Origin of the sequence: Kaistia sp. 32K (assembly GCF_016629525.1) — a bacterium.
Classification (GTDB): Bacteria; Pseudomonadota; Alphaproteobacteria; order Rhizobiales; family Kaistiaceae; genus Kaistia.
Window position 1 is genome coordinate 5,095,605 of record NZ_AP024269.1, and the last position, 18,634, is coordinate 5,114,238.

At 64.4% G+C, this 18,634-nt stretch carries 17 protein-coding genes; 8 read left to right on the plus strand and 9 right to left on the minus strand.

Translation table 11 applies throughout. The features are described from left to right. Positions 1-12 precede the first annotated feature (12 nt). The 6 genes from K32_RS23510 to K32_RS23535 all read right to left on the minus strand — a co-directional run bounded on the left by K32_RS23510 (position 13) and on the right by K32_RS23535 (position 6,827). Positions 13-1,410: a multicopper oxidase family protein gene (locus K32_RS23510; RefSeq protein ID WP_201401806.1), complete on the minus strand. Its 1,398-nt coding sequence runs from the start codon at positions 1,408-1,410 to the stop codon at positions 13-15. An 18-nt stretch (positions 1,411-1,428) separates the two neighbouring features. Further along, entirely contained in the window at positions 1,429-2,883 is a 1,455-nt protein-coding gene (locus K32_RS23515) for a TolC family protein (protein WP_244669719.1), read from the minus strand. Further along, positions 2,880-3,098 (minus strand): hypothetical protein, encoded by a 219-nt coding sequence (locus K32_RS23520; RefSeq protein WP_201401807.1) that lies wholly within the window; start codon positions 3,096-3,098, stop codon positions 2,880-2,882. The genes K32_RS23515 and K32_RS23520 overlap by 4 nt, the downstream gene beginning before the upstream one ends. 175 nt (positions 3,099-3,273) lie before the next feature. Next, positions 3,274-3,600 carry a hypothetical protein gene (locus K32_RS23525; protein ID WP_201401808.1) on the minus strand — a complete coding sequence of 109 codons (327 nt, stop codon included), beginning with the start codon at positions 3,598-3,600 and terminating at the stop codon, positions 3,274-3,276. A 956-nt stretch (positions 3,601-4,556) separates the two neighbouring features. After that, complete coding sequence (locus K32_RS23530; protein ID WP_244669721.1) at positions 4,557-5,519, minus strand: LLM class oxidoreductase; 963 nt, start codon at positions 5,517-5,519, stop codon at positions 4,557-4,559. Between the two features lie 126 nt (positions 5,520-5,645). Further along, entirely contained in the window at positions 5,646-6,827 is a 1,182-nt protein-coding gene (locus tag K32_RS23535; RefSeq protein WP_201401810.1) for an MFS transporter, read from the minus strand. A 158-nt stretch (positions 6,828-6,985) separates the two neighbouring features. Between K32_RS23535 and K32_RS23540 the strand changes: the two genes are divergently transcribed. Further along, on the plus strand, positions 6,986-7,909 hold the full coding sequence (locus tag K32_RS23540; protein WP_201401811.1) for a LysR family transcriptional regulator: 924 nt from the start codon (positions 6,986-6,988) through the stop codon (positions 7,907-7,909). 85 nt (positions 7,910-7,994) lie between these two features. Here the strand turns inward: K32_RS23540 and K32_RS23545 are convergent, their stop codons facing one another. Continuing rightward, a complete protein-coding gene (locus K32_RS23545) occupies positions 7,995-8,693 on the minus strand; it encodes a type 1 glutamine amidotransferase domain-containing protein (protein WP_201401812.1) in 699 nt (232 codons plus the stop codon). Between the two features lie 186 nt (positions 8,694-8,879). Between K32_RS23545 and K32_RS23550 the strand changes: the two genes are divergently transcribed. From K32_RS23550 to K32_RS23560, 3 genes are all read left to right on the plus strand, one after another. Then, positions 8,880-9,788, plus strand: coding sequence for a LysR family transcriptional regulator (locus tag K32_RS23550; RefSeq protein ID WP_244669722.1), 909 nt, complete (start codon positions 8,880-8,882; stop codon positions 9,786-9,788). 186 nt (positions 9,789-9,974) lie between these two features. Beyond that, positions 9,975-11,039 (plus strand): ABC transporter substrate-binding protein, encoded by a 1,065-nt coding sequence (locus K32_RS23555; RefSeq protein ID WP_201401813.1) that lies wholly within the window; start codon positions 9,975-9,977, stop codon positions 11,037-11,039. Between the two features lie 72 nt (positions 11,040-11,111). Beyond that, entirely contained in the window at positions 11,112-12,197 is a 1,086-nt protein-coding gene (locus K32_RS23560; RefSeq protein ID WP_244669724.1) for an SDR family oxidoreductase, read from the plus strand. Between the two features lie 80 nt (positions 12,198-12,277). On the opposite strand, the gene K32_RS23565 is transcribed toward K32_RS23560, so the two are convergent. Both K32_RS23565 and K32_RS23570 read right to left on the minus strand, forming a co-directional pair. After that, positions 12,278-13,054: an SDR family NAD(P)-dependent oxidoreductase gene (locus K32_RS23565; RefSeq protein ID WP_201401814.1), complete on the minus strand. Its 777-nt coding sequence runs from the start codon at positions 13,052-13,054 to the stop codon at positions 12,278-12,280. After that, on the minus strand, positions 13,051-14,064 hold the full coding sequence (locus K32_RS23570; RefSeq protein ID WP_201401815.1) for a DUF4432 family protein: 1,014 nt from the start codon (positions 14,062-14,064) through the stop codon (positions 13,051-13,053). The genes K32_RS23565 and K32_RS23570 overlap by 4 nt, the downstream gene beginning before the upstream one ends. Positions 14,065-14,214: 150 nt before the next feature. Between K32_RS23570 and K32_RS23575 the strand changes: the two genes are divergently transcribed. Genes K32_RS23575 through K32_RS23590 form a run of 4 tightly spaced genes read left to right on the plus strand, consistent with a single transcriptional unit; the run spans position 14,215 to position 18,541 of the window. Then, positions 14,215-15,189, plus strand: coding sequence for an ABC transporter permease (locus tag K32_RS23575; RefSeq protein ID WP_201401816.1), 975 nt, complete (start codon positions 14,215-14,217; stop codon positions 15,187-15,189). Between the two features lie 14 nt (positions 15,190-15,203). Continuing rightward, positions 15,204-16,733 carry a sugar ABC transporter ATP-binding protein gene (locus K32_RS23580; RefSeq protein WP_201401817.1) on the plus strand — a complete coding sequence of 510 codons (1,530 nt, stop codon included), beginning with the start codon at positions 15,204-15,206 and terminating at the stop codon, positions 16,731-16,733. After that, on the plus strand, positions 16,730-17,656 hold the full coding sequence (locus tag K32_RS23585) for an ABC transporter permease (protein ID WP_201401818.1): 927 nt from the start codon (positions 16,730-16,732) through the stop codon (positions 17,654-17,656). The genes K32_RS23580 and K32_RS23585 overlap by 4 nt, the downstream gene beginning before the upstream one ends. Before the next feature lie 12 nt (positions 17,657-17,668). Continuing rightward, positions 17,669-18,541, plus strand: coding sequence for an SMP-30/gluconolactonase/LRE family protein (locus K32_RS23590; RefSeq protein WP_201401819.1), 873 nt, complete (start codon positions 17,669-17,671; stop codon positions 18,539-18,541). Positions 18,542-18,634: the final 93 nt, after the last annotated feature.

Consider the following 18,634-nt stretch of genomic DNA (forward strand, 5'->3'; position numbering starts at 1 on the left):
GCGTACTCCTGCTTAGTGATTTTGATGGGTAGACTTCGCGCCGGGCTTGACCACGTCGAACTCGACGACTTTTCGCGAAGCGGGCTCATTCGCGGGGGGCCGTTCCGCGTCCTTGACGTCGCCCTTCCAGGGAAAGGCGACGGTACCTTCGGGGTGGTTGAACCAACCCGGATCTCGGTAGTCGTTGGAGGCGAGGCCTTCCCGGATCTTCACGACCGAGAACATCCCGCCCATTTCCACAGCGCCGAACTGGGCGAAGCCCGTCATCATCGGCAGTGTGTTGTCCGGCAACGGCATTTCCATCTCGCCCATGTCGGCCATGCCGGCCGAGCCCATCGGCATGTATCCCGGCACGATCTTGCGGATTTGCGGGGTAGTCAGCTTCTTGTCGACGCCGATGAAATTGCCGATGTCGTGGCCCATCGCGTTCATGGTGTGATGCGACTTGTGACAGTGGATGGCCCAATCGCCCGGCTTGTCCGCGACGAAGTCGAATGCTCGCATCTGCCCCACGGCGCAGTCGATCGTCACTTCCGGCCAAGCGGCCGCGTCCGGAACCCATCCCCCGTCCGTGCACGACACCTTGAAGTCGTAGCCATGCATGTGGATCGGGTGATTGGTCATGGTCAGATTGCCGAAGCGGATCCGGGTCTTGTCTCCCTTGCTGATGACGAAAGGGTCGATGCCGGGAAACACGCGGCTGTTCCAGGTCCACATGTTGAAATTGGTCATCTCGGCGACCTTCGGCACATAGGCGCCGGGATCGATGTCGTATGCCGCCATGAGGAAGACGAAGTCGCGGTCGACGCGCCGGAAGCTTGGGTCTTTCGGATGCACGACGAAGAAGCCCATCATGCCCATGGCCATCTGAACCATTTCGTCGGCATGCGGGTGGTACATGAATGTGCCGCTCTTCTGCAGCTGGTACTCGTAGACGAACGTTTCTCCTGGATTGATCGGCGGTTGGTTGAGGCCGGTTACGCCATCCATGCCGTTGGGAAGAAGCTGTCCATGCCAATGGATCGACGTATGTTCGGGCAGCTTGTTGGTGACGAAAAGACGGACCTTGTCGCCCTCGACCGCTTCGATGGTCGGCCCGGGAGACTGGCCGTTATAGCCCCACAGATGCCCCACCATCCCGGGAGCGAACTCGCGCAGGACTGGCTCGGCTACCAGATGGAATTCCTTCCAGTCGCCATTCATGCGCCATGGTAGCGTCCAGCCATTGAGCGTGACGACAGGCTGGTAGTCTGGCCCCGTCGTCGGCACGAGGGGAGGCTGCATGCTTGGGTCGGTCATCGTGGCGGCCTCCGGGATGGAGGCTGCCTGGACGCGTCCTGATACAACTGTCGCGCTGACGAGTGCCATCGCTCCGGAGGCGCCAAGGAAGTTGCGGCGTGAAACTGTCATCGTTGAAATTCTCCTGGATCAGTCGGCGTCGGGAGCGGATGCGGCCATGCGGGTTCCGCTGCTGCCGGGCCGTCCGCCGATGACGGACGTCTGGAAATCGACGCTGGCGAGGAAGAAGTCGCGTCGCGCTGCAATAGCGGCGACGTCACTTTCAATGCCTTCGCGCGCCGTGGTCAGCAGTTCGAAGACGTCGATCAACATGCCGTTGTATTGCAGCAGGGCCTGCTCGTTGATCGTGTTGCGCAGCGGCAGGATCCGGGCTTGATACAACTGGGCAACGTCGTAGCTACCTCGGTAGGTGGCATAGGCCTCGCGAGCCTCGGAGCGGACGTTGACCGCCTTTTCCATCAGGTGGTTGACGGCCTGCATATACGTTTCCTTGGAGCGACGGACATTGGTCTCGCCAAGGTCGAAGATCGGAATCTGAAGGTCGATTTCGAAACCTATCGGCGACGAACGTTCCGTGATGCCATCCGTTGTTTCCTTCTCGGTGTTGCTTCGCAAGCCACCGTCCAGCATGGAGACGAAACGCGTCGCCTTGCTCAGTCCGAGCGTTTTTGCCGTGGCGTCGAGCTCCAGCCGCGCGGCGATCAGGTCCACCCGCTTACGGACTGCATCGGCCTCCACTTGTTTTGCCGTCTGGATCGGCGGCATCGCTGGCAGTCGTGCCGGAAGTCTGTAGTTGATGTCGGCGCCCCAGAGACCAAGCGCCCGCGTCAGGGCCTCGCGGTCGGCGGTTGCCGACATCCTGGCTCGCGCGAGATCGTTGGAAAGCTCCGCATAGAACGCGGAGGCGCGCGCCTGATCCAGTTTGCTGGCGGCGCCAGTCTCGCCCATCTTCTTCGTCAGTTCAGCGGCGACGCCAACGGATCCGCGCGCCTGTTCCAGGGACGTTGCGATCTGGCGGGAGGCGACCGCCTTGTAGAAGGCGCGTCGCGCATCGGCGGCTGTCCGGAAGGTTGCCTCGATCGCTCTCTGTCTAGCTGCCTCGAACTGCGTTTTGGCGATGGCGCTTCGCTGGGGCAGGGTTATCAGAGAGAGCAGGTTGGCAACGACGCGGCGCTCGATCTCCAGCGAGCCGCCTGTGGCCACGCGTTCCAGGCCGATGGACGGGTTCGGAGGCAAGCTAGCCTGGATATAGGAGGCCTCGGTGATGCCGAGGGCGTTGTATTCGGCCTGGAGCCCTCGATTGCTGAGCAGCGCGATCTGAGCGGCACTTTCTGCGGTTATGGGTTTGGCGAGCAGCGCCTTGACGCGCGTATCAGCGGCCTCGGCGGCGGCCGGCGAGTCGATCTTGTGCGTGCTGGCCCCGATCTCGGACGAGACCTGGCCTGCAACCGGCGTCATGCCGCCATCCGGCGAGAAGCTGGCGCATCCGGCGAGGGTCAGGATGAGCAGGCTGGATCCGGTCAGTCGCAGAATTGGGAGTGATCGCGCGCTGATTGACCCCTTGGCTATCACGACTGCCATCATTCACCTCCCTTGCGGGGGGCGACGTTTTGATTGCGCTCGATCCAGGACTTGGGCTCGACCGGTCGGTAGTCGACCGTGCCAACCGTCACGGGCGTATACTTGAGATCAGGCACCGATACTGTCGGACTGGCCGGATCATAACCAACACGAATCAGTGTTTGATCCGTGCATGCGGATAGGATGGCGGCAAGTGCCACCACGACAATGAACTTCATGGGATTCCTCGGAGCTTGGCGAGGCCAGACAGGTCTGAGCGCCACGCAACATCAAACGCGATCTTCGAGCGCTGCGGGCGCAGCGGGCGAAGCCGTCGGCAGGAATCCGAGAGTCGAGCTATTCGGACGGCAAAGCCGTCAAGCATCGGTATTTAGTGGGGATTCAGGCCGACGATCAGACGTCGGCGACTCTGGGCGGCCGCTCGAGGCGGCGCAGAAAGGCGTCATCAACGTCTTGGTCGGCAACTCTGGTGTTGATGAGTCTGCCGGCTGCCAGCGATAGATCATGCGCACCGAGGATCGTCGACACCGCGATGTGGCAACTCGTGGCACAACAGGTTGCGCCCGGGTCCAACGCCTGGGGGGCGCAGCTTTCGTCGGGGCTGCAGGTGGCTGCGACCACGACGTTGCCGTGGTGATCCTGGGTCGCATCACCGGCGCTCATGGCCGCCTGCAGGTTCGCCGTGACGCTGAGGGGCGATGCACCCTTGGCGGCAGCCATGTCCCATCCCGAGCCGCTCGCGGACAACGCGACAGCTATGAGGAGCAGCAGGAGTGGGCGAACAAATCGACTCATCAAGGCCAAAGATACTGAAGCCAGAATTGATGGCAAGAGACATACCGCAACGCGGCAAAAAACCGGGTGCTCGCTCGGGGCGGTTTCCAGCATCGGCCATTTTTGACCGCCGGCGCGTTAGACGATCCCAATCGCAATGTGTGAGTCCAGATATTCGTACGATGCAATAGTGGTCCGGAGGCTATTCCAGACCGCACTAGTCCACATAGGTGGCTATAGTTGCATCAGCAACAGAGATGTCGTAGTCATCGTATCAGTCTGATTTGCATTAAACGCGCCATCTCGCGCGAGTTTCGGGGGGTTCCATTAAGTCGGAGCGTGGTTAGGCTTCGCTTATGTGCAGTCTCTATTTGGTGTCCTGCAATCAGGATGCCATCCGTGCCTTCGCGCGAGCGATGCGTGATCACACCGGCAATGTGCCGTAGGCGCCGGGCATCTTTCCAGATACCTGGCGACGACCGTGCAGAACGGGTCGGATGGCGTGCGTAGACTGGCGCTCGCCAGATGGGGCATGCCCTCGTCTCGGTTGTCGCTAATAGAGGCGCCGTTTGGTCAGTGCAGAAGCAGCTGGTCAACACAATAGGTATCAAGCCGTGCTTGGCTCTCGTCAACGGATTTGGCGAAGGCGTCGTGTCGGTAGTTCTCGATCCAGACCTTGGTCGTTAGGTAGAATCGCGGCGGGCGACGCCCGGATCTGGCGATCCCCCTCCGATCCCGGCCTCCTTGCCGTGGATTTAGGGGATGTCGATATGGTGGACGCCGAATTTGAGTACTCATGGCGCCATGCGGAGCGTATTCGCGCCCGGCACCGGGAACGCGCGGAGCCGAGGGCAGCAAGGGTGACGCCGTTGGGGAGACATTCCGCATAGGCTAGGCCCTTGCTATTCAGCCGCGTCGGTCGCAACGCGGCTCCTGTTGCCGAGGACGGGCAGAACATCACGGGCGAGCTCGTCGATCACTTCGTCGAGCGGGCGACGCGACGGACGCAGCAGAAGGGCGAGATGGTCGATGCCGGCGGAGTCGAGCCGGTGCAGGTGATCGAGGAGCGCGTTGCGCCCGGTCCGCGCCCCGAAGCGGCGAGGCGTCGGCGCCTCGTCCGGATCGTCGGCGAGGTCGAGATGGAATGCGCTGATGAAGACACCGCGATCGAGCCCGAGCGCGGCACGCGCCGCGCGCCAGTCTCGCGCCTGAAGGGCGAGCCTCTCGGTGTCGTTCGGGTAGACGAAACGCCCGTTCATATTCCCAGCGATCCATTCCGGTGATTGCCGGCCTTGACCGGCGATGATCATCGGTACGGAGGCCTGCAAGGGCTTGGGCAGTAGGTCGAGGCGCGGCTCGCGTCGACCTCCTCCGAGCGGCAGGCCGCCCGGCGTCCAGGCTTCGCGCAGATAGGCAACCGCATCGCGGAACGCGTCGCCACGGCTTTCGTAGTCGAGGCCGAGCAGCGGGTATTCGACGGGTCTGTCGCCGCTTGCGACGCCCAGGATCAGGCGGCCGCCCGAGAGCTGGTCAACCGACGCGGCGGCCTTCGCCACCATCATCGGATGGCGCAGCGGCAGCACGATCGCCGCGGTGCCGAGCGCGATGTTCTGGGTAATGCCCGCGAGGTAGCCGAGATTGACGAAGGGGTCGTAGACCGAGCCCGCGTCGCCAAACTGGTTTGGATCGAACACCGGCACGTCGCGCATCCAGACCGCGGCGAAGCCGGACCGGTCGACCTGCCGGACGAGATCGGGATAGCGGGTCAGGTCCGGTACGCCGAAAGGGCGGCCCGCCGCGATGCGCTTCGCCTCGTTTTCGGGCGACCAGTCATTGTCGAGCGGCAGTTCGATGCCGAGCGTCAATCCGTCCGCACGGCGGATGAGGTCGAGCGCGGATCGGCTCTGCGATGCCGGATGTTCCGGGGAGGACATGGATATCTCTCCAGTTGGGTGGGCAGTCGGCGGGCTGTGCCGCCGACTGGTCTCGGGTCAGGCCGGGCTCAGCACGGTTCCCGAGCGCCGGTCCAGCGCGCCGCTCCACAAGGTGAGGAGCAGGGCGCCCGTGACGATGAGGCTGCCGACCCAGGGTGTGGCGCCGAGGCCGAGCGGGGAGTCGACCACCATGCCGCCGATCCAGGCGCCGAGAGCTATGCCGAGATTGAAGGCGGCGATGTTGATCGCCGAAGCGACGTCGACGGCGCCGGGGCGATGTTGCTTGGCCAGCTGCACCACGTAGATCTGCAATCCCGGTACGGTCGCGAAGGAGAGGAATCCGAGCGCGGTGATGGTCAGCAGCGTCCAGACCGGCGAGACGGCGGTAAAGGTGAAGACCACGAGAACGACCGCCTGCAGGGCGAAGAGAACGATCAGCGCCTTCACCGGATTGCGGTCGGCGATGCGTCCACCGGCGAGATTGCCGATAGCGATCGCGATGCCGTAGAGCCCCAGGATCAGGCTGACGCTGGAGGCGGAGAAGCCCGTGATGCGCTCCAGGATGGATGCGAGGAACGTGAAGGCGACGAACGTGCCGCCATAGCCGAGCGTGGTCATGCCGAACACCAGGAGCAGGCGGCCGGAACCGAGCACGCGGACCTGATCCAGCAGGCTCGACGGGGCTGCCTTGGAGAGCGTGCTGGGCAGGAAGGCCGCGATGCCGAGAAAAGCGATGACGCCGAGGGCGGAAACGGCCCAGAAGGTGGCGCGCCAGCCGAAGGTCTGACCGATGATGGTGCCGATCGGCACGCCGGTCACGATGGCCACGGTCAATCCCATGAACATCATGGCGATGGCCGAAGCGCGACGGTTCGCCGGCACGAGGTCGGCGGCGATCGTCGAGCCGACGGAGAAGAAGACGCCGTGGGCGAAGGCCGAGAGGACGCGGGCGACGAGTAGCATCTCGTAGCTCGGGCTCAGCGCCGCGACGATGTTCCCGAGGATGAAGAGCGCCATCAAACCGAGCAAGAGTGGCTTGCGCGCGATCTTGCCAGTGAGCGCAGTGAGGACCGGCGCGCCGAACGTGACGCCGAGCGCGTAGACGCTGACGATCAGTCCGGCGAGTGGCAAGGTGATGCCAAGATCATTGGCGACGGTCGGCAACAGGCCGACGATGACGAATTCCGTTGTGCCAATCGCATAGGCCGCGATTGTCAGGGCAAATATCGCTAGAGGCATGACAAGACCTTCCCCGCCCGTGGGTACGGGCATTGTTGCGGTGACTGGACCGCCGGCTGGTGGATTAGGTGAGACGCAATATGTTGGGCGGAGGCTTGCGCGATAATCCGGACCAGTGGATCAATGCCTTTGAATTCAGTTCACAGGGGAGCTCGCCAATGGACAATCGCGCCGGCGAGATGGAGGTTTTCGTGGCCGCCGCGGAGTTGCGGAGCTTTTCCGCTGCCGGCCGGCGGCTGAAGCTCTCTCCCTCCGCCGTCAGCAAGTTGGTTACCCGCATCGAAGATCGACTTGGAACGCGGCTCGTGGTGCGCTCGACGCGGATGCTGCAACTGACGCCGGAAGGCGACGTCTATCTGGAGCGGGCGCAGCGAATTCTGGCGGAGATCGCCGAGACAGAGCTGGTTGTTGCGGGCGGCGGGCGGACGGTGCCGCGCGGCAGATTGCGGGTGAGCGCCTCGGTCGGCTTCGGCGTGCGCCATGTCGTGCCGCTCGTCCCTGGCTTCCTGGCGCGCTACCCCGAGGTGGAACTCGATCTGTCCCTGACGGACGGGATCATCGATTTGATCGAGGAGCGGGCGGATATCGCGATCCGCTCAGGTCCATTGCGCGATTCCAGCCTGAAGGCGCGCAAGATCCTGGAGAGCCGCCGCGTGGTCGTCGCCTCACCCGCCTATCTCGAACGACATGGCGTTCCGGCGACGCCGGATGATCTCGCGCGGCACAACTGCCTTCAGTTCAATTTCCGCCGGAGCCTCGACGAGTGGCCGTTCCGCGATCCGGTGACCGAGGCCACCTATTCGCGGGCCATTTTCGGCAATTTCGAAGTCAATAACGGCCCCACCATGCGCCGGCTCTGCCTCGATGGCCTCGGCCTTGCCCGGATGGGGCGGTTCCATGTCGAGTCCGACATTGACGCCGGTGCGCTAGTACCGGTGCTGGAGCCCTTCAATGCCGGGGATATCGAGCTCATTCATGCCGTCTTCGCCGGCCACGAACATCTCGCGGCCCGCATTCGCGCCTTCATCGATTATCTCGTCGAGAGCGCCGGCGCGGATCGAGGCGTCGCCTCCGAGGCATAGTCATGATGTGCCAATGGCGCCGGCCTGTTAGGCCGGCGCCATCAATCCTGGCGATCCCTCGATCCGGGATCTACGGCGCCGTGATCTATCCGACCTGGCTGGCCAGCAAGTCGCGGACGGCCTCGCCGACGCCGGTCGCGGACTGCGGGTTCTGGCCGGTTACCAGCCGCCCGTCGACGACGACCTTCTGGGTCCAGTCGGCGGCGGGGTGGTGATGGGCACCGCGCGCGGACAGCGTGCTGGCGAGCAGGAACGGCACCACCTTGTCGAGTTTCACGGCGCGTTCTTCGTCATCCGTGAAGGCGCTGAGGTTCTTGCCGGCGACGAGATGAGTACCATTGCTCAGAGTGACGTTGACCAGCGCCGCGGGGCCGTGGCAGACGGCCGCCACGATGCCGCCAGCCTCGTAGATGGCCCGCGTCACGTCGTTCACGGCGGTGCTGAGCGGGAAATCCCACATGGCGCCGTGCCCGCCGGCGAAGAAGATCGCCGCGTAGCGCTTGGTGTCCACGTCGCTGAGGCGCAGCGTGTTGCGAATGGCGCTGCGAAAGGCGTCGCTGTTCCAGTAGCGCGCATTGGTTGTGTCTTCGAGGTCGAGACCATCGATCGGCGGCTCGCCGCCCTCGATCGAGGCGAACTCGACGGGGATGCCCGCGGCCTTGAGGACTGCCAGCGGGTGGGTGACTTCGCCGAGATAGAAACCGGTGGGCTCCCCTGTCTCGCCTTTAGTGCCATGGCTGGTGAGAACGAAGAGAACGGGCTTTGCGGCCTGAACTTGGGACATGATCTGCTCCTGAGTGTACGACGCCCCGTGGCGTCCGATGAGCGGGAAGCTATTCAGCCGCGAGAAGCGTATAAAGGTGGCTTTGGGGAATTCATTTGGTCGCAAGAGAGCCAAATCAGGTAAGGTTTCCCGGGTTGGCGGGCTTCATCGATGGCGCGTGGGGCGCGGCCGTCCGGTTCGGGAGAAGTGTGCGTGACCCGCCGTTTTGATCATCTCGGTGACGTGGAGGTGTTCGTCACCGTCGTCGAAAAGGGCTCGATGACCGAGGGGGCGATTGCCCTGTCGACGACGCCCTCGGTCCTCAGCCGGGCGATCTCGCGACTGGAGGCGCGGCTCGGCATCCAGTTGATGAGGCGGACGACCCGTCGGCTGAGTCTGACGGATGCCGGCCGGGCCTATCTCGAACAGGCCCGGGCGGCGTTTCTGCTGATCGATGATGCCGAACGAGCGATCCAGGGGACGGAGGGGGCGCCGTTGACCGGTTATGTGCGCATGAGCGTGCCGACGACCTATGGCCATTACAGGCTGCCCGAGAGGATTGGCCGGTTCCAGAGCGCTTTTCCCGAAGTGCAGATCGAGCTGAGCATCACCAATCGCAATGTCGATCTCGTTGCCGAAGGCTACGATCTGGCCATCCGCCTTGGGCCTTTGCCGGATAGCGGGCTGGTGGCGCGCAAGCTGGAGGATGCCGCCCTGTGTCTGGTCGCAGCTCCCGGCTATCTCGAGCAGGCGGGGGTGCCCGGGACCATCGAGGATCTGGCACGGCATCAATGCCTGCCCTTCGTCATGCCGAGCACGGGGCGCTGCGCGCCGTGGGTGTTTCGCGTTGACGGCCGCGATGTCGACTGGACACCGCCGGCGCGGATCCAGGTGCTCGATGACGTGCTGGGAGTCGTGTCGCTGGCCGAGAATGGCCTCGGCCTCTGCCAGACCTACGATTTCGTCGTCCGGGATCGGATCGAGCAGGGGCGGCTCGTTGAGGTGCTGGAGCCCGTGCGCGGCCGCGCCCGGTCGTTCTCGGTGCTCTTCGCGCCGCATCGCCGCCTCTCCGCGGCGACGCGCACCCTCATCGATTTCCTGGTCGATGGCGGCTAGGGCCGCGCCCGATCCGTCCCGAACCTTCGAGACGCGCTGATCATTTTGCCTTCGTCCGCGCCCGGCCCGCGCTCGCCGCTGCGTCGAGCCAACCCTTCTCGCCGAAACACTTGAACATGTATCATATATGATGCATGTTAGACGCAGCCTTGGATATGAGGACTTGGCTACGAAGGGAGGACATCGATGAGTGTACTGAAAACCGTGCGGTCTCTCGCCGTTGCGGCGGCGGTTCTTCACGCCGGCGGCGCTGCGGCCGAGACCCCGAAGCTGCATCCGGATATCGTGCCGGCCGAAGGAGCCGTTCTGCGCGAGCTGAAGCCGTCCAGCAAAAGCAAATTCGTGATCGGCCTCAGCAATTTCGCGCTGAACAATGATCACAGCACGCAGACAATGGCGGAGGCGCGCTATCAGGCCGAGCAGCTCGGCGAGATCGAGCAGCTCATCGTTACGGACGCCGGCGGGAGTGTGCCGCAGCAGATCGCCAATATCGAGGATCTCGCCGCCCGCGGCGTCGATGCGATCATCGTGCGAGCGGGTTCGGAGACGGCGTTGAACGCCGTGATCGAGAAGGTCTACGACCGGGGCATCCCGGTGATCATCTTCTCGTCCAGCGCCTCGCCGAAGCGCTACACGACCAAGATCGTCGGTGACGACAAGGAGTTTGGCCGGGTCGGTGCCGAATACATGGCCCGCGACATGGGCGGCAAAGGCAAGGTGATCGCGATCCGTGGCATCGCCGGCAATTCGATCGATACCGACCGTTGGGCCGGAGCGAAGGAGGTCCTCGACAAGTATCCCGGCATCGAGGTGGTCGGCGAGGGCTATGGCGAGTGGGCGTATGATCGCGGCAAGCAGGTGTGCGAGTCGCTCCTGCTGGCCCATCCCGATGTCGGCGGCATCTGGTCGTCGGGCGGAGCCATGACGCAGGCCTGCGCCGAGGTCATGGTCGAATACGGGCTCAAGCTGGTGCCGATGTCCGGCGAGGCCGGCAATGGCTTCCTGCGGGTCTGGCAGGAGATGGACTTGCAGAGCGTCGCACCGCAATACCCGACCTGGCTGGGCGCGCAGGCGGTGATCGCGTCGCTGCGCATTCTGAAGGGCGAAGAGACCTACGACACCTATGTCTATCGCACCAGCCCGATCACGAAGGACAAGATCGCTGACTTCTATCGCCCGGAGCTGAACGACAGCTACTGGGTCGGCTCGATCCTGCCGAAGGATCAGCTTCTGAAGATGTACAGCCGGTAATTCCACCCGCCTCCGTCACGGATGCCGGCCACGCGACGGCCGGCATCCGCATGCGAAAACGAAGGAAATCTCATGTCTATCCAAGAGGCTGCCCTCGTGGTCGGCACAGGACTGGTCGGTGGAAACATCCTGCGCGCCCTGCAGGATGGCGGGCAACGAGCCATCGCGCTGGCGCGCAATCCGGATGGGTTCGGCACCGGGGCGGATATCGTCGCCGCCGATCTCGCCGATCCCGCCAGCCTGCGCCGCGGCCTGGCCGGCAAATCGGCCCGCCATGTCTATTTCGCCACCTGGAAACCGGCGAGCACCGAGCCGGAAGCGTGCGAAATCAACGCCCGCTACATGCGCAACTTCTTCGACGTCGCCCGCGACGTCGAGCTGGGGATCGAGCATGTCTCCCTGATCACGGGCGTGAAGCACTATCTCGGGCCGTTCGCCGATTTCGGCAGGTTCACGCCCGAAACACCGTTCCAGGAGGACGCGCAGCGGCTGGATCTGCCGAACTTCTACTACGCGCAGGAGGATGTCCTGTTCGAGACGGCGGCGCGGGACGGCTTCGGCTGGAGCATCCACCGCCCGAACTCGATCGTCGGCTTCGCGCAACGCTCTCTGATGAACATGGGGCTGACGCTGGCCTGTTACGGGGCGATCTGCCGTGAGACGGGACGCCCCTTCGTCTTTCCCGGCGTGCCCGAGCAATGGAACATGGTGACCGAGGTCAGCGACGCCCGGATGGTGGCCAAGCAGGCGATCTGGGCGGCGCAGACACCGGGCGCAAAAGGGCTAGCCTACAATATCGGCAATGGCGACGTGTTCCGTTGGCGATCGATGTGGCCGGTGCTCGCCGGCTATTTCGGGATTGCCGCGCCGCCCTATGATGGCCAGCGGACGAGCCTGCAGGCGCTGATGGCGGATGCCGGCGAAATCTGGCGCTCCATGGCGAAGAAATACGGTCTCGTGGAAGACGATGTCAGCAAGCTGGCGACCTGGTGGCATAGCGACGCCGATTTTGGCCGCACGGTCGAATGCATTTCCGACATGCGCCGCAGCCGGTCGCGCGGGTTCACGGCGTATCAATCCTCGCGCGAAACCTTCACCGACTTGTTCGACCAGCTGGCCGAGGCCCGCATCATTCCGGCCTTTCCTGCCCGAAACTGACTTCGGACGAGCCGCTTCTCCAACGATGCGGCGAGCCTTGGAACGGCGGCCCCTCCCGGGGCCGCCTTTTTGTTTGTTTGTCAAAGTCGCGTGGCGCGCGAGATGCCGCCATCGACCAGGATATCCTGCCCGGTAATGAAGGCTGCGCCGTCCGAGGCCAGGAAGAGCGCGGTTGACGCGACTTCGTCGGGAGTCCCGATCCGCTCGAGCAGGTGCATGTGGTCGAACCGCTCCGCGAGGCCGCCGGTTGGATCGCTGTCGAGGACCTGCTGGGTCATCCGCGTCAGGATCGCGCCGGGCGAGATCGTGTTGAAGCGAATGTTTCGGTCGCCATATTCCGCCGCCAGCTGGCGTGCCAGCGAGACGACCGCTCCCTTCGACGCCGCATAGGCCGACAGGCCGGGGATCGACTTCTCGTGATGGATCGAGGCGAGGCTTATGACGGAGCCGCCGCCGCGCGCGATCATATGCGGAATGGCCGCGGCCGATAGGCGGAACACGCTGCCCAGGTTGACGTCGAGGATCCGCGCCCATGCCGCGTCGTCGAATTCGGTAATCGGGCGGGGCGGATCCGGCAGGATCGCCGCATTGTTGACCACGACATCGAGACCGCCAAAGCGCCCGACGGTCGTCTCGACGAGGCGCCGCACGGCCTCGGTGGAAGCAACGTCGCAGGGCACGAAGATGGCCTCGGCGCCGGTCGCGGCGAGCGAGTCGACCAGGGACTGTCCGCGCGCCACGTCGATATCGCTGCCGACCACCCTGGCGCCGGCCTTCGCGAATTTGGCGAGGATCGCGGCGCCGATCCCCTGGGCCGCACCCGTGACGATGCAGGTTTTGCCGTTGAGTTCCGTCACTGCCGATCTCCTTCCGAATTCAGCTTGAACGTCAGATGATAGGTTTGCCGTTCGCCCGGCTCGAGCCAGGCGTCGGGTTCGAAAGGCGCGGTCGTGACTTCGGGCATCGGCGCCGAGGCAGGCTCGATGCCGATCACGTTCATTCCCGGGTAGCGGTTGTACCACTCGACCACATGCGAGAAGCTCGGCGACCGCATGGCGAGCGTGAAGGTGAGCCCACCCGCGATCCGGGGCTGATGCACGGTGATCTCGTCCGCGCAGAGCGCCCGGTCGATGGCGCGAAACTGCTCCGTCCCGGCAGGATCAAGCGGCTCGCAGATCGCCGGCATCCGGGGATCTTCCGGCAGCCCGGTGATCACCGTGCCGTCGTCGACCAGCGGGTAGCCGAGGTTGACGTGATAGAGCACGCGATGCGGCGTCCGCTTGCGCCCGATATTGCGGACGTGGTCGACGAGGTTCACCTCGGGTCGCTCGATCCCGAAGGTGTAGCGCCGCCGGATCTCGATCTGTTCCCCGAACATCGCGGTCTGTCGCAGGATGGCCTCGGCAAAGACGCAGGGGCCATTCTCGGCGTCCAGGTCGACGCCGAAGCTGACATGGCTCGCCGGGATGAATGTCGCCCGGCCGTGGAGCGGGTATTTCGCCTCGGCCTTCAGGGCATAACCGAAATGGTCCTGCGGGCCGGTGCGGGCCGGGCCATAGTGATCCCAGCCGCAGGTGATGAGAAAGCCCGAGAAGGCCCTGACGAAGGCAAGGCCATCCTCGCCGTCCGGTGCATGCAGGGCCGGGGCGGCGAAGCCCTGTGGCCCACGCCACCCCAGGGCAACTCCCCGGAAATCCAGATCGCAAAGGTCGAAGCCGCGATCCACCGCGATGCGGAAATGGAGGCCCGAAAAGGTGCGTCCGACGAGAAAGCGCGCGCCGCGCGCTGGGCCATCCTCGGCCGACATCAGCGAGATGTCGGCGGCCTGCGAGATGTCTCCCAGCCGGTCGAGAAACTGTTGGTTCAAACGATCCTCCCCTTGGCGATCAAGCTCATGTCAGGCCGCACAAGCGTTTTGGAGGACGGGCTGTCCGAACGGTGGGCCATCGCTTGAATTTGCATCATACAAGATATATGATGCATCAAATCGTGACAACTAGGTAGGGAGGCCTGCGTTATGTCAGATGTCGCCGTTTCGACGAACAGATCGGTGATCTCGTCACTTCCACTCAGGGCATGGTCGGCGTTCAAGTCTGTTCCGGCGATTCCGGCGTTGATCGTATTGGTTCTGCTGGCGTCCTTCGTGCAGCCGCGGATGCTGACGATCCCCTTCCTGTTCATCCTGCTGCGTCAGGCGGTGCCGCTCGGGCTCGTGGCTCTGGGGCAGAGCTTGTCGGTCGTCGGACGCTCGATCGACCTGTCGGTCGGCGGCGTTGTCGCGCTGGTGAACGTGGTTCTGTCGATGTCGGTCATCGCCGGCGGCAGCCCGTGGCTGTCGATCGGCGTGCCGCTTCTGATCGGCGTTCTGGTCGGGCTCGCCAACGCGTTCTTCATCGTCTTCATCCGCGCCTCCGCCGTCGTCGTCACCCTGGGAACGTCGATCATTCTTCTGGGGCTGAGCTATTTGCTCAGCGGCGGCGCGCCCGGCGGCGGGATCCATTCCGTCGTCGAGCTGATGGCGCGGGGACGGATCGAGAGCGTTCCCTATGCCGGCATCTGCCTTGTCGTACTGGCATTCGTGCTGGCCTTTGTCCTGCACCGTACCGTATTCGGCCAGGGGCTGGCGGCGACGGGCGGCGGCTTCCAGCCTGCCAGGCTGAGCGGCGTCGCCGTCACGCGGGAACTGGTGATCGCCCATGTCCTGTGCAGCTGTTTCGCCGCCTTGGCCGCCATTTTCCTGACCGGCTACATCGGCACCGGTACGCTGCGCCTGGGCGCCGATCTGGTCATGTCCTCGGTCGCAGCCGTGGTGATTGGCGGCACCGCATTCGGCTTTAGCGCAGGCGGGGCGTTCGGCGTTCTCGTCGGAGCCTTCGCTCTCACGTTTCTCGCGAACCTCCTCACCGCCATCGGCGTCGACCGGCCTTTCCAACTCGTCTTGCAGGGAGCGATCATCGCTGGCGCAGCCACGTTGTCGTCGTACCGCCTATGAACGTGAGCTTCCAATTGAAGTCCGAGGACCCGATCGGCAATTCCGCCTTGCTGCTGGAAGCAAGGGATATCCGCAAGTCGTTCGGCTCGATCCGGGCGCTGGATGGCGCCTCGCTGCGGCTGCGTCCGGGCACCGTTCACGCCGTTCTGGGCGAGAATGGCGCCGGCAAATCGTCGCTCATGAAGGTCTTCTCCGGCGTCTACGTCCCGGACGAGGGCGAGATCAAGGTGGATGGCAAGGCCGTTCACTGGACCGCCGCCGAGCAGGCCCGCGCGGCCGGCATCTCGACGATCTTCCAGGAGTTCATCCTGCTGCCCAACCTCTCGGTCGGCGAGAACCTGTTTCTTGGACAGGAGCCGCGCGACCACTTTGGCCGGATCGATCGCAAGACGATGCGCGAGACGAGTGTCGAGATCCTGGGCCGGGTTGGACTGCATATCGACCCGGATATGCTGACGGGAACCTTGCGCGTCGCCGACCAGCAGATGGTCGAGATCGCCAAGGGCATCATGCGGGATGCCAAGGTCTTCATCTTCGATGAACCCACCGCCGCGCTCGGCCAGAGCGAGGTGCGCCAGCTCTTCTCGCTCATCAACGCGCTGCGGGCGCAGGGCAAGGGCATTCTCTACATCTCGCACCGCCTGGCCGAGCTGTTCGAGATCTGCGACGAGGTCACGGTCTTCAAGGATGGGCGGTTCGCCGGCCATTTCTTGATCCCCGAAACCACGTCCGACCAGCTCGTCACCGCGATGGTCGGTCGGTCGATGAAGGACTTTTTTCCCGCCCGCAAGGCCGACATCGATCGCGGCGCGACCAAGGTCGCCTTTCGTGGTGTGCGGCTCCCCGGCTTTCAGGGGCAGGTGAACTTCGAGATCGGCCGCAACGAGATCGTCGGCTTCGCCGGACTGGAAGGGCAGGGACAGATCCAGATCACGCGCTGCCTGTTCGAAGGAACGCCGCCGACGGCTGGCGAAATCCTCATCGACGACAAGCCGATCACCCATAGCAGCCCCGCCGGCGCCATCCGCGCCGGCCTCGGAATCATTCCCGAGGACCGCAAGGCCGAGGGCCTGTTCCTCGATCTGGGCGTCGATCGCAACATTCTGGTTTCCGGCCTGTCGGGGCGCAAGCCGCTGGGTTTCGTGTCGAAGCACCGGGCCAAGGTCCGCGACCTGATCCGGCGCCTGAAGATCCGGCTCGGCCGCCCTGAGCAGCCCATCGGCGAACTCTCCGGCGGCAATCAGCAGAAGGCGTTGCTGGCGCGCTGGCTCGCACGCGACGTCAGGGTGCTGATCTGCGAGGAGCCGACGCGCGGCGTCGACATCGGCGCCAAGCTGGAAATCTACACCATCCTGCGCGAACTCGCCGACGGCGGCGTTCCGGTCATCGTCACCTCGCGCGAGATGATGGAGCTGATCGGCCTTTGCGACCGGATCCTCGTGGTCAGCGACGGCGCGACGGTCGCCGACATGCCCGGCCTGACCGCGACCGAGGAAAAGATCATGTCGGCCGCGCTGGCAAAGAGGGAGAGCCACCAGTCATGAAGACGATCACCGCTATCGGGGAGCGGCGCAAATCGGCGCTGCCCGCCTATGTTCTTCTGGCGTTGCTCGCGATCACGTTGGGCGTGACGTCGGCCAGCATCCTGATGCCCACCAACCTGATCAATATTCTCAGCCAGCAGGTCAGCCTTTTGATCGCCACAGTGGGCCAGACCATCGTCGTGATGTCGGGCGGGCTGGATCTGTCGGTCGGCTCGGTCGTCAGCATGACGGCGGCCATCGTCAGTCGCGACACCGTCTTTGCCGTCCCGCTCGCCATTCTCGCCGCCGCCGCGGTCGGGCTGGTCAACGCCTTCGGGATACTCCGCCTGAACATCCACCCGATCTTGATGACGCTGAGCACCATGACTGCGGTTCAGGGCGTCGCCTTGCTGGTGCGTCCGACGCCGGGCGGGGTGGCGCCGCGCTTCCTCGTGTGGTTCGCCTCGACGGACGTGTTCGGCTTGCCGGTGTCGATCTTCCTCGCCGCTGCCGTGCTCCTCGCGGCGGCCTATGTGGTGAAGCGAACCCGGTACGGGCTGCACCTGCTGGCGACGGGTGGATCGGCGCGAAACGCGTCGCTCGGGGGCGTCAATATCCGGACGACGATCGCCATCGCCTATGTCGCCTCGGCGCTGCTCGCCTGTCTCGCGGGCCTGAATCTCGCCGGTCGCATGGGAAGCGGCGATCCGCTGGTGGGCGAGGCGTTCGCCATCGATTCCATCGCGGCCACGGCGCTCGGGGGCACCCAGCTCACCGGTGGCCTCGGCGCCGTCGGCGGCCCGGCGGCCGGCGTGCTGTTCCTGGCGCTGCTGTCGAACGGACTGAACTACATCAACATCTCGACCTACTACCAGATGCTGATTAAGGGCGGCTTGCTGATCGCCGCCGTCTGCGCGCATCGCCGCCTGATTCCAGGCCTTTGAGGAACGTCTCCCATGGAAATCAAATCGTTGGTGAATGCCGACACCTTGCTGGGCGAGGGCCCGCTCTGGGACGTCGAGACCCAGCGCCTGTACTGGATCGATTCCCTCGGCAATCGCGTCCTCTCCTGCGACGCCGATGGCGGCGATGTCCGCGAATGGAGCGTCCTGCAGAACATCGGCTCGATGGCGCTGCGCAGCCGGGGAGGGGCGATCCTCTCCCTCGCCGATGGGTTCCATAGCTTCGACTTTGAGACCGGCCGGACCGAGCCCTTCGCGCTGGTCGACCACGGCAGTCCGCAGGTGCGGATGAACGACGGCAAGGTCGATCCGCTCGGGCGGTTCGTCGCCGGCAGTCTGAACGTCACCGAAACCGTGGATGATGCTCGACTATATAGCTTGGACGTCGAAGGGCAGGTCAGGGTGCTGGATACGCGGATCACCGTATCGAATGGCCCCTGCTGGAGCCCCGACGGCCGCATCTTCTATTTCGCCGACAGCCGGGCGCGGGCGATCTTTGCTTACGACTACGACCTGGATACCGGCGCGATCGGCGGCAAGCGGGTCTTCTGTTCCTTCGGGCCGGAGGATGGGCTGCCCGACGGGGCGACCGTGGATGCCGAGGGATGCCTGTGGAGCGCCGGGGTGTACAAGGGCAAGCTGCATCGGTTCTCGCCGTCGGGTGAGCGGATCTTGACCCTCGACATGCCGGTTCAGAGCGTTACCAGCGTGATGTTCGGTGGACCCGATCTCGACAGGCTATACGTCACCACGATGCTGAGACCGCCCGTCGGCGATGTCGTGGAGACCTCTCCGCTCGCGGGTGCCTTGCTGTATATTGATGATATCGGAACGCGGGGGCTTCCCGAGCGACGCTACGCCGGCTGATATGCGGCCCGGTTGCCCGCGGCGGACGGTTTTCGACGGGCGGCCGGGCATCTCGCCCGATTTCGATGCGATACGACCAACGTCACGGCCAGG

Coding starts and splice junctions, on each gene's coding strand:
- K32_RS23510 (WP_201401806.1), bottom strand. CDS start 1,410: ATGACAGTTTCACGCCGCAACTTCCTTGGCGCCTCCGGAGCGATGGCA.
- K32_RS23515 (WP_244669719.1), bottom strand. CDS start 2,883: ATGATGGCAGTCGTGATAGCCAAGGGGTCAATCAGCGCGCGATCACTC.
- K32_RS23520 (WP_201401807.1), bottom strand. CDS start 3,098: ATGAAGTTCATTGTCGTGGTGGCACTTGCCGCCATCCTATCCGCATGC.
- K32_RS23525 (WP_201401808.1), bottom strand. CDS start 3,600: ATGGCTGCCGCCAAGGGTGCATCGCCCCTCAGCGTCACGGCGAACCTG.
- K32_RS23535 (WP_201401810.1), bottom strand. CDS start 6,827: ATGCCTCTAGCGATATTTGCCCTGACAATCGCGGCCTATGCGATTGGC.
- K32_RS23540 (WP_201401811.1), top strand. CDS start 6,986: ATGGACAATCGCGCCGGCGAGATGGAGGTTTTCGTGGCCGCCGCGGAG.
- K32_RS23545 (WP_201401812.1), bottom strand. CDS start 8,693: ATGTCCCAAGTTCAGGCCGCAAAGCCCGTTCTCTTCGTTCTCACCAGC.
- K32_RS23555 (WP_201401813.1), top strand. CDS start 9,975: ATGAGTGTACTGAAAACCGTGCGGTCTCTCGCCGTTGCGGCGGCGGTT.
- K32_RS23560 (WP_244669724.1), top strand. CDS start 11,112: ATGTCTATCCAAGAGGCTGCCCTCGTGGTCGGCACAGGACTGGTCGGT.
- K32_RS23575 (WP_201401816.1), top strand. CDS start 14,215: ATGTCAGATGTCGCCGTTTCGACGAACAGATCGGTGATCTCGTCACTT.
- K32_RS23585 (WP_201401818.1), top strand. CDS start 16,730: ATGAAGACGATCACCGCTATCGGGGAGCGGCGCAAATCGGCGCTGCCC.
- K32_RS23590 (WP_201401819.1), top strand. CDS start 17,669: ATGGAAATCAAATCGTTGGTGAATGCCGACACCTTGCTGGGCGAGGGC.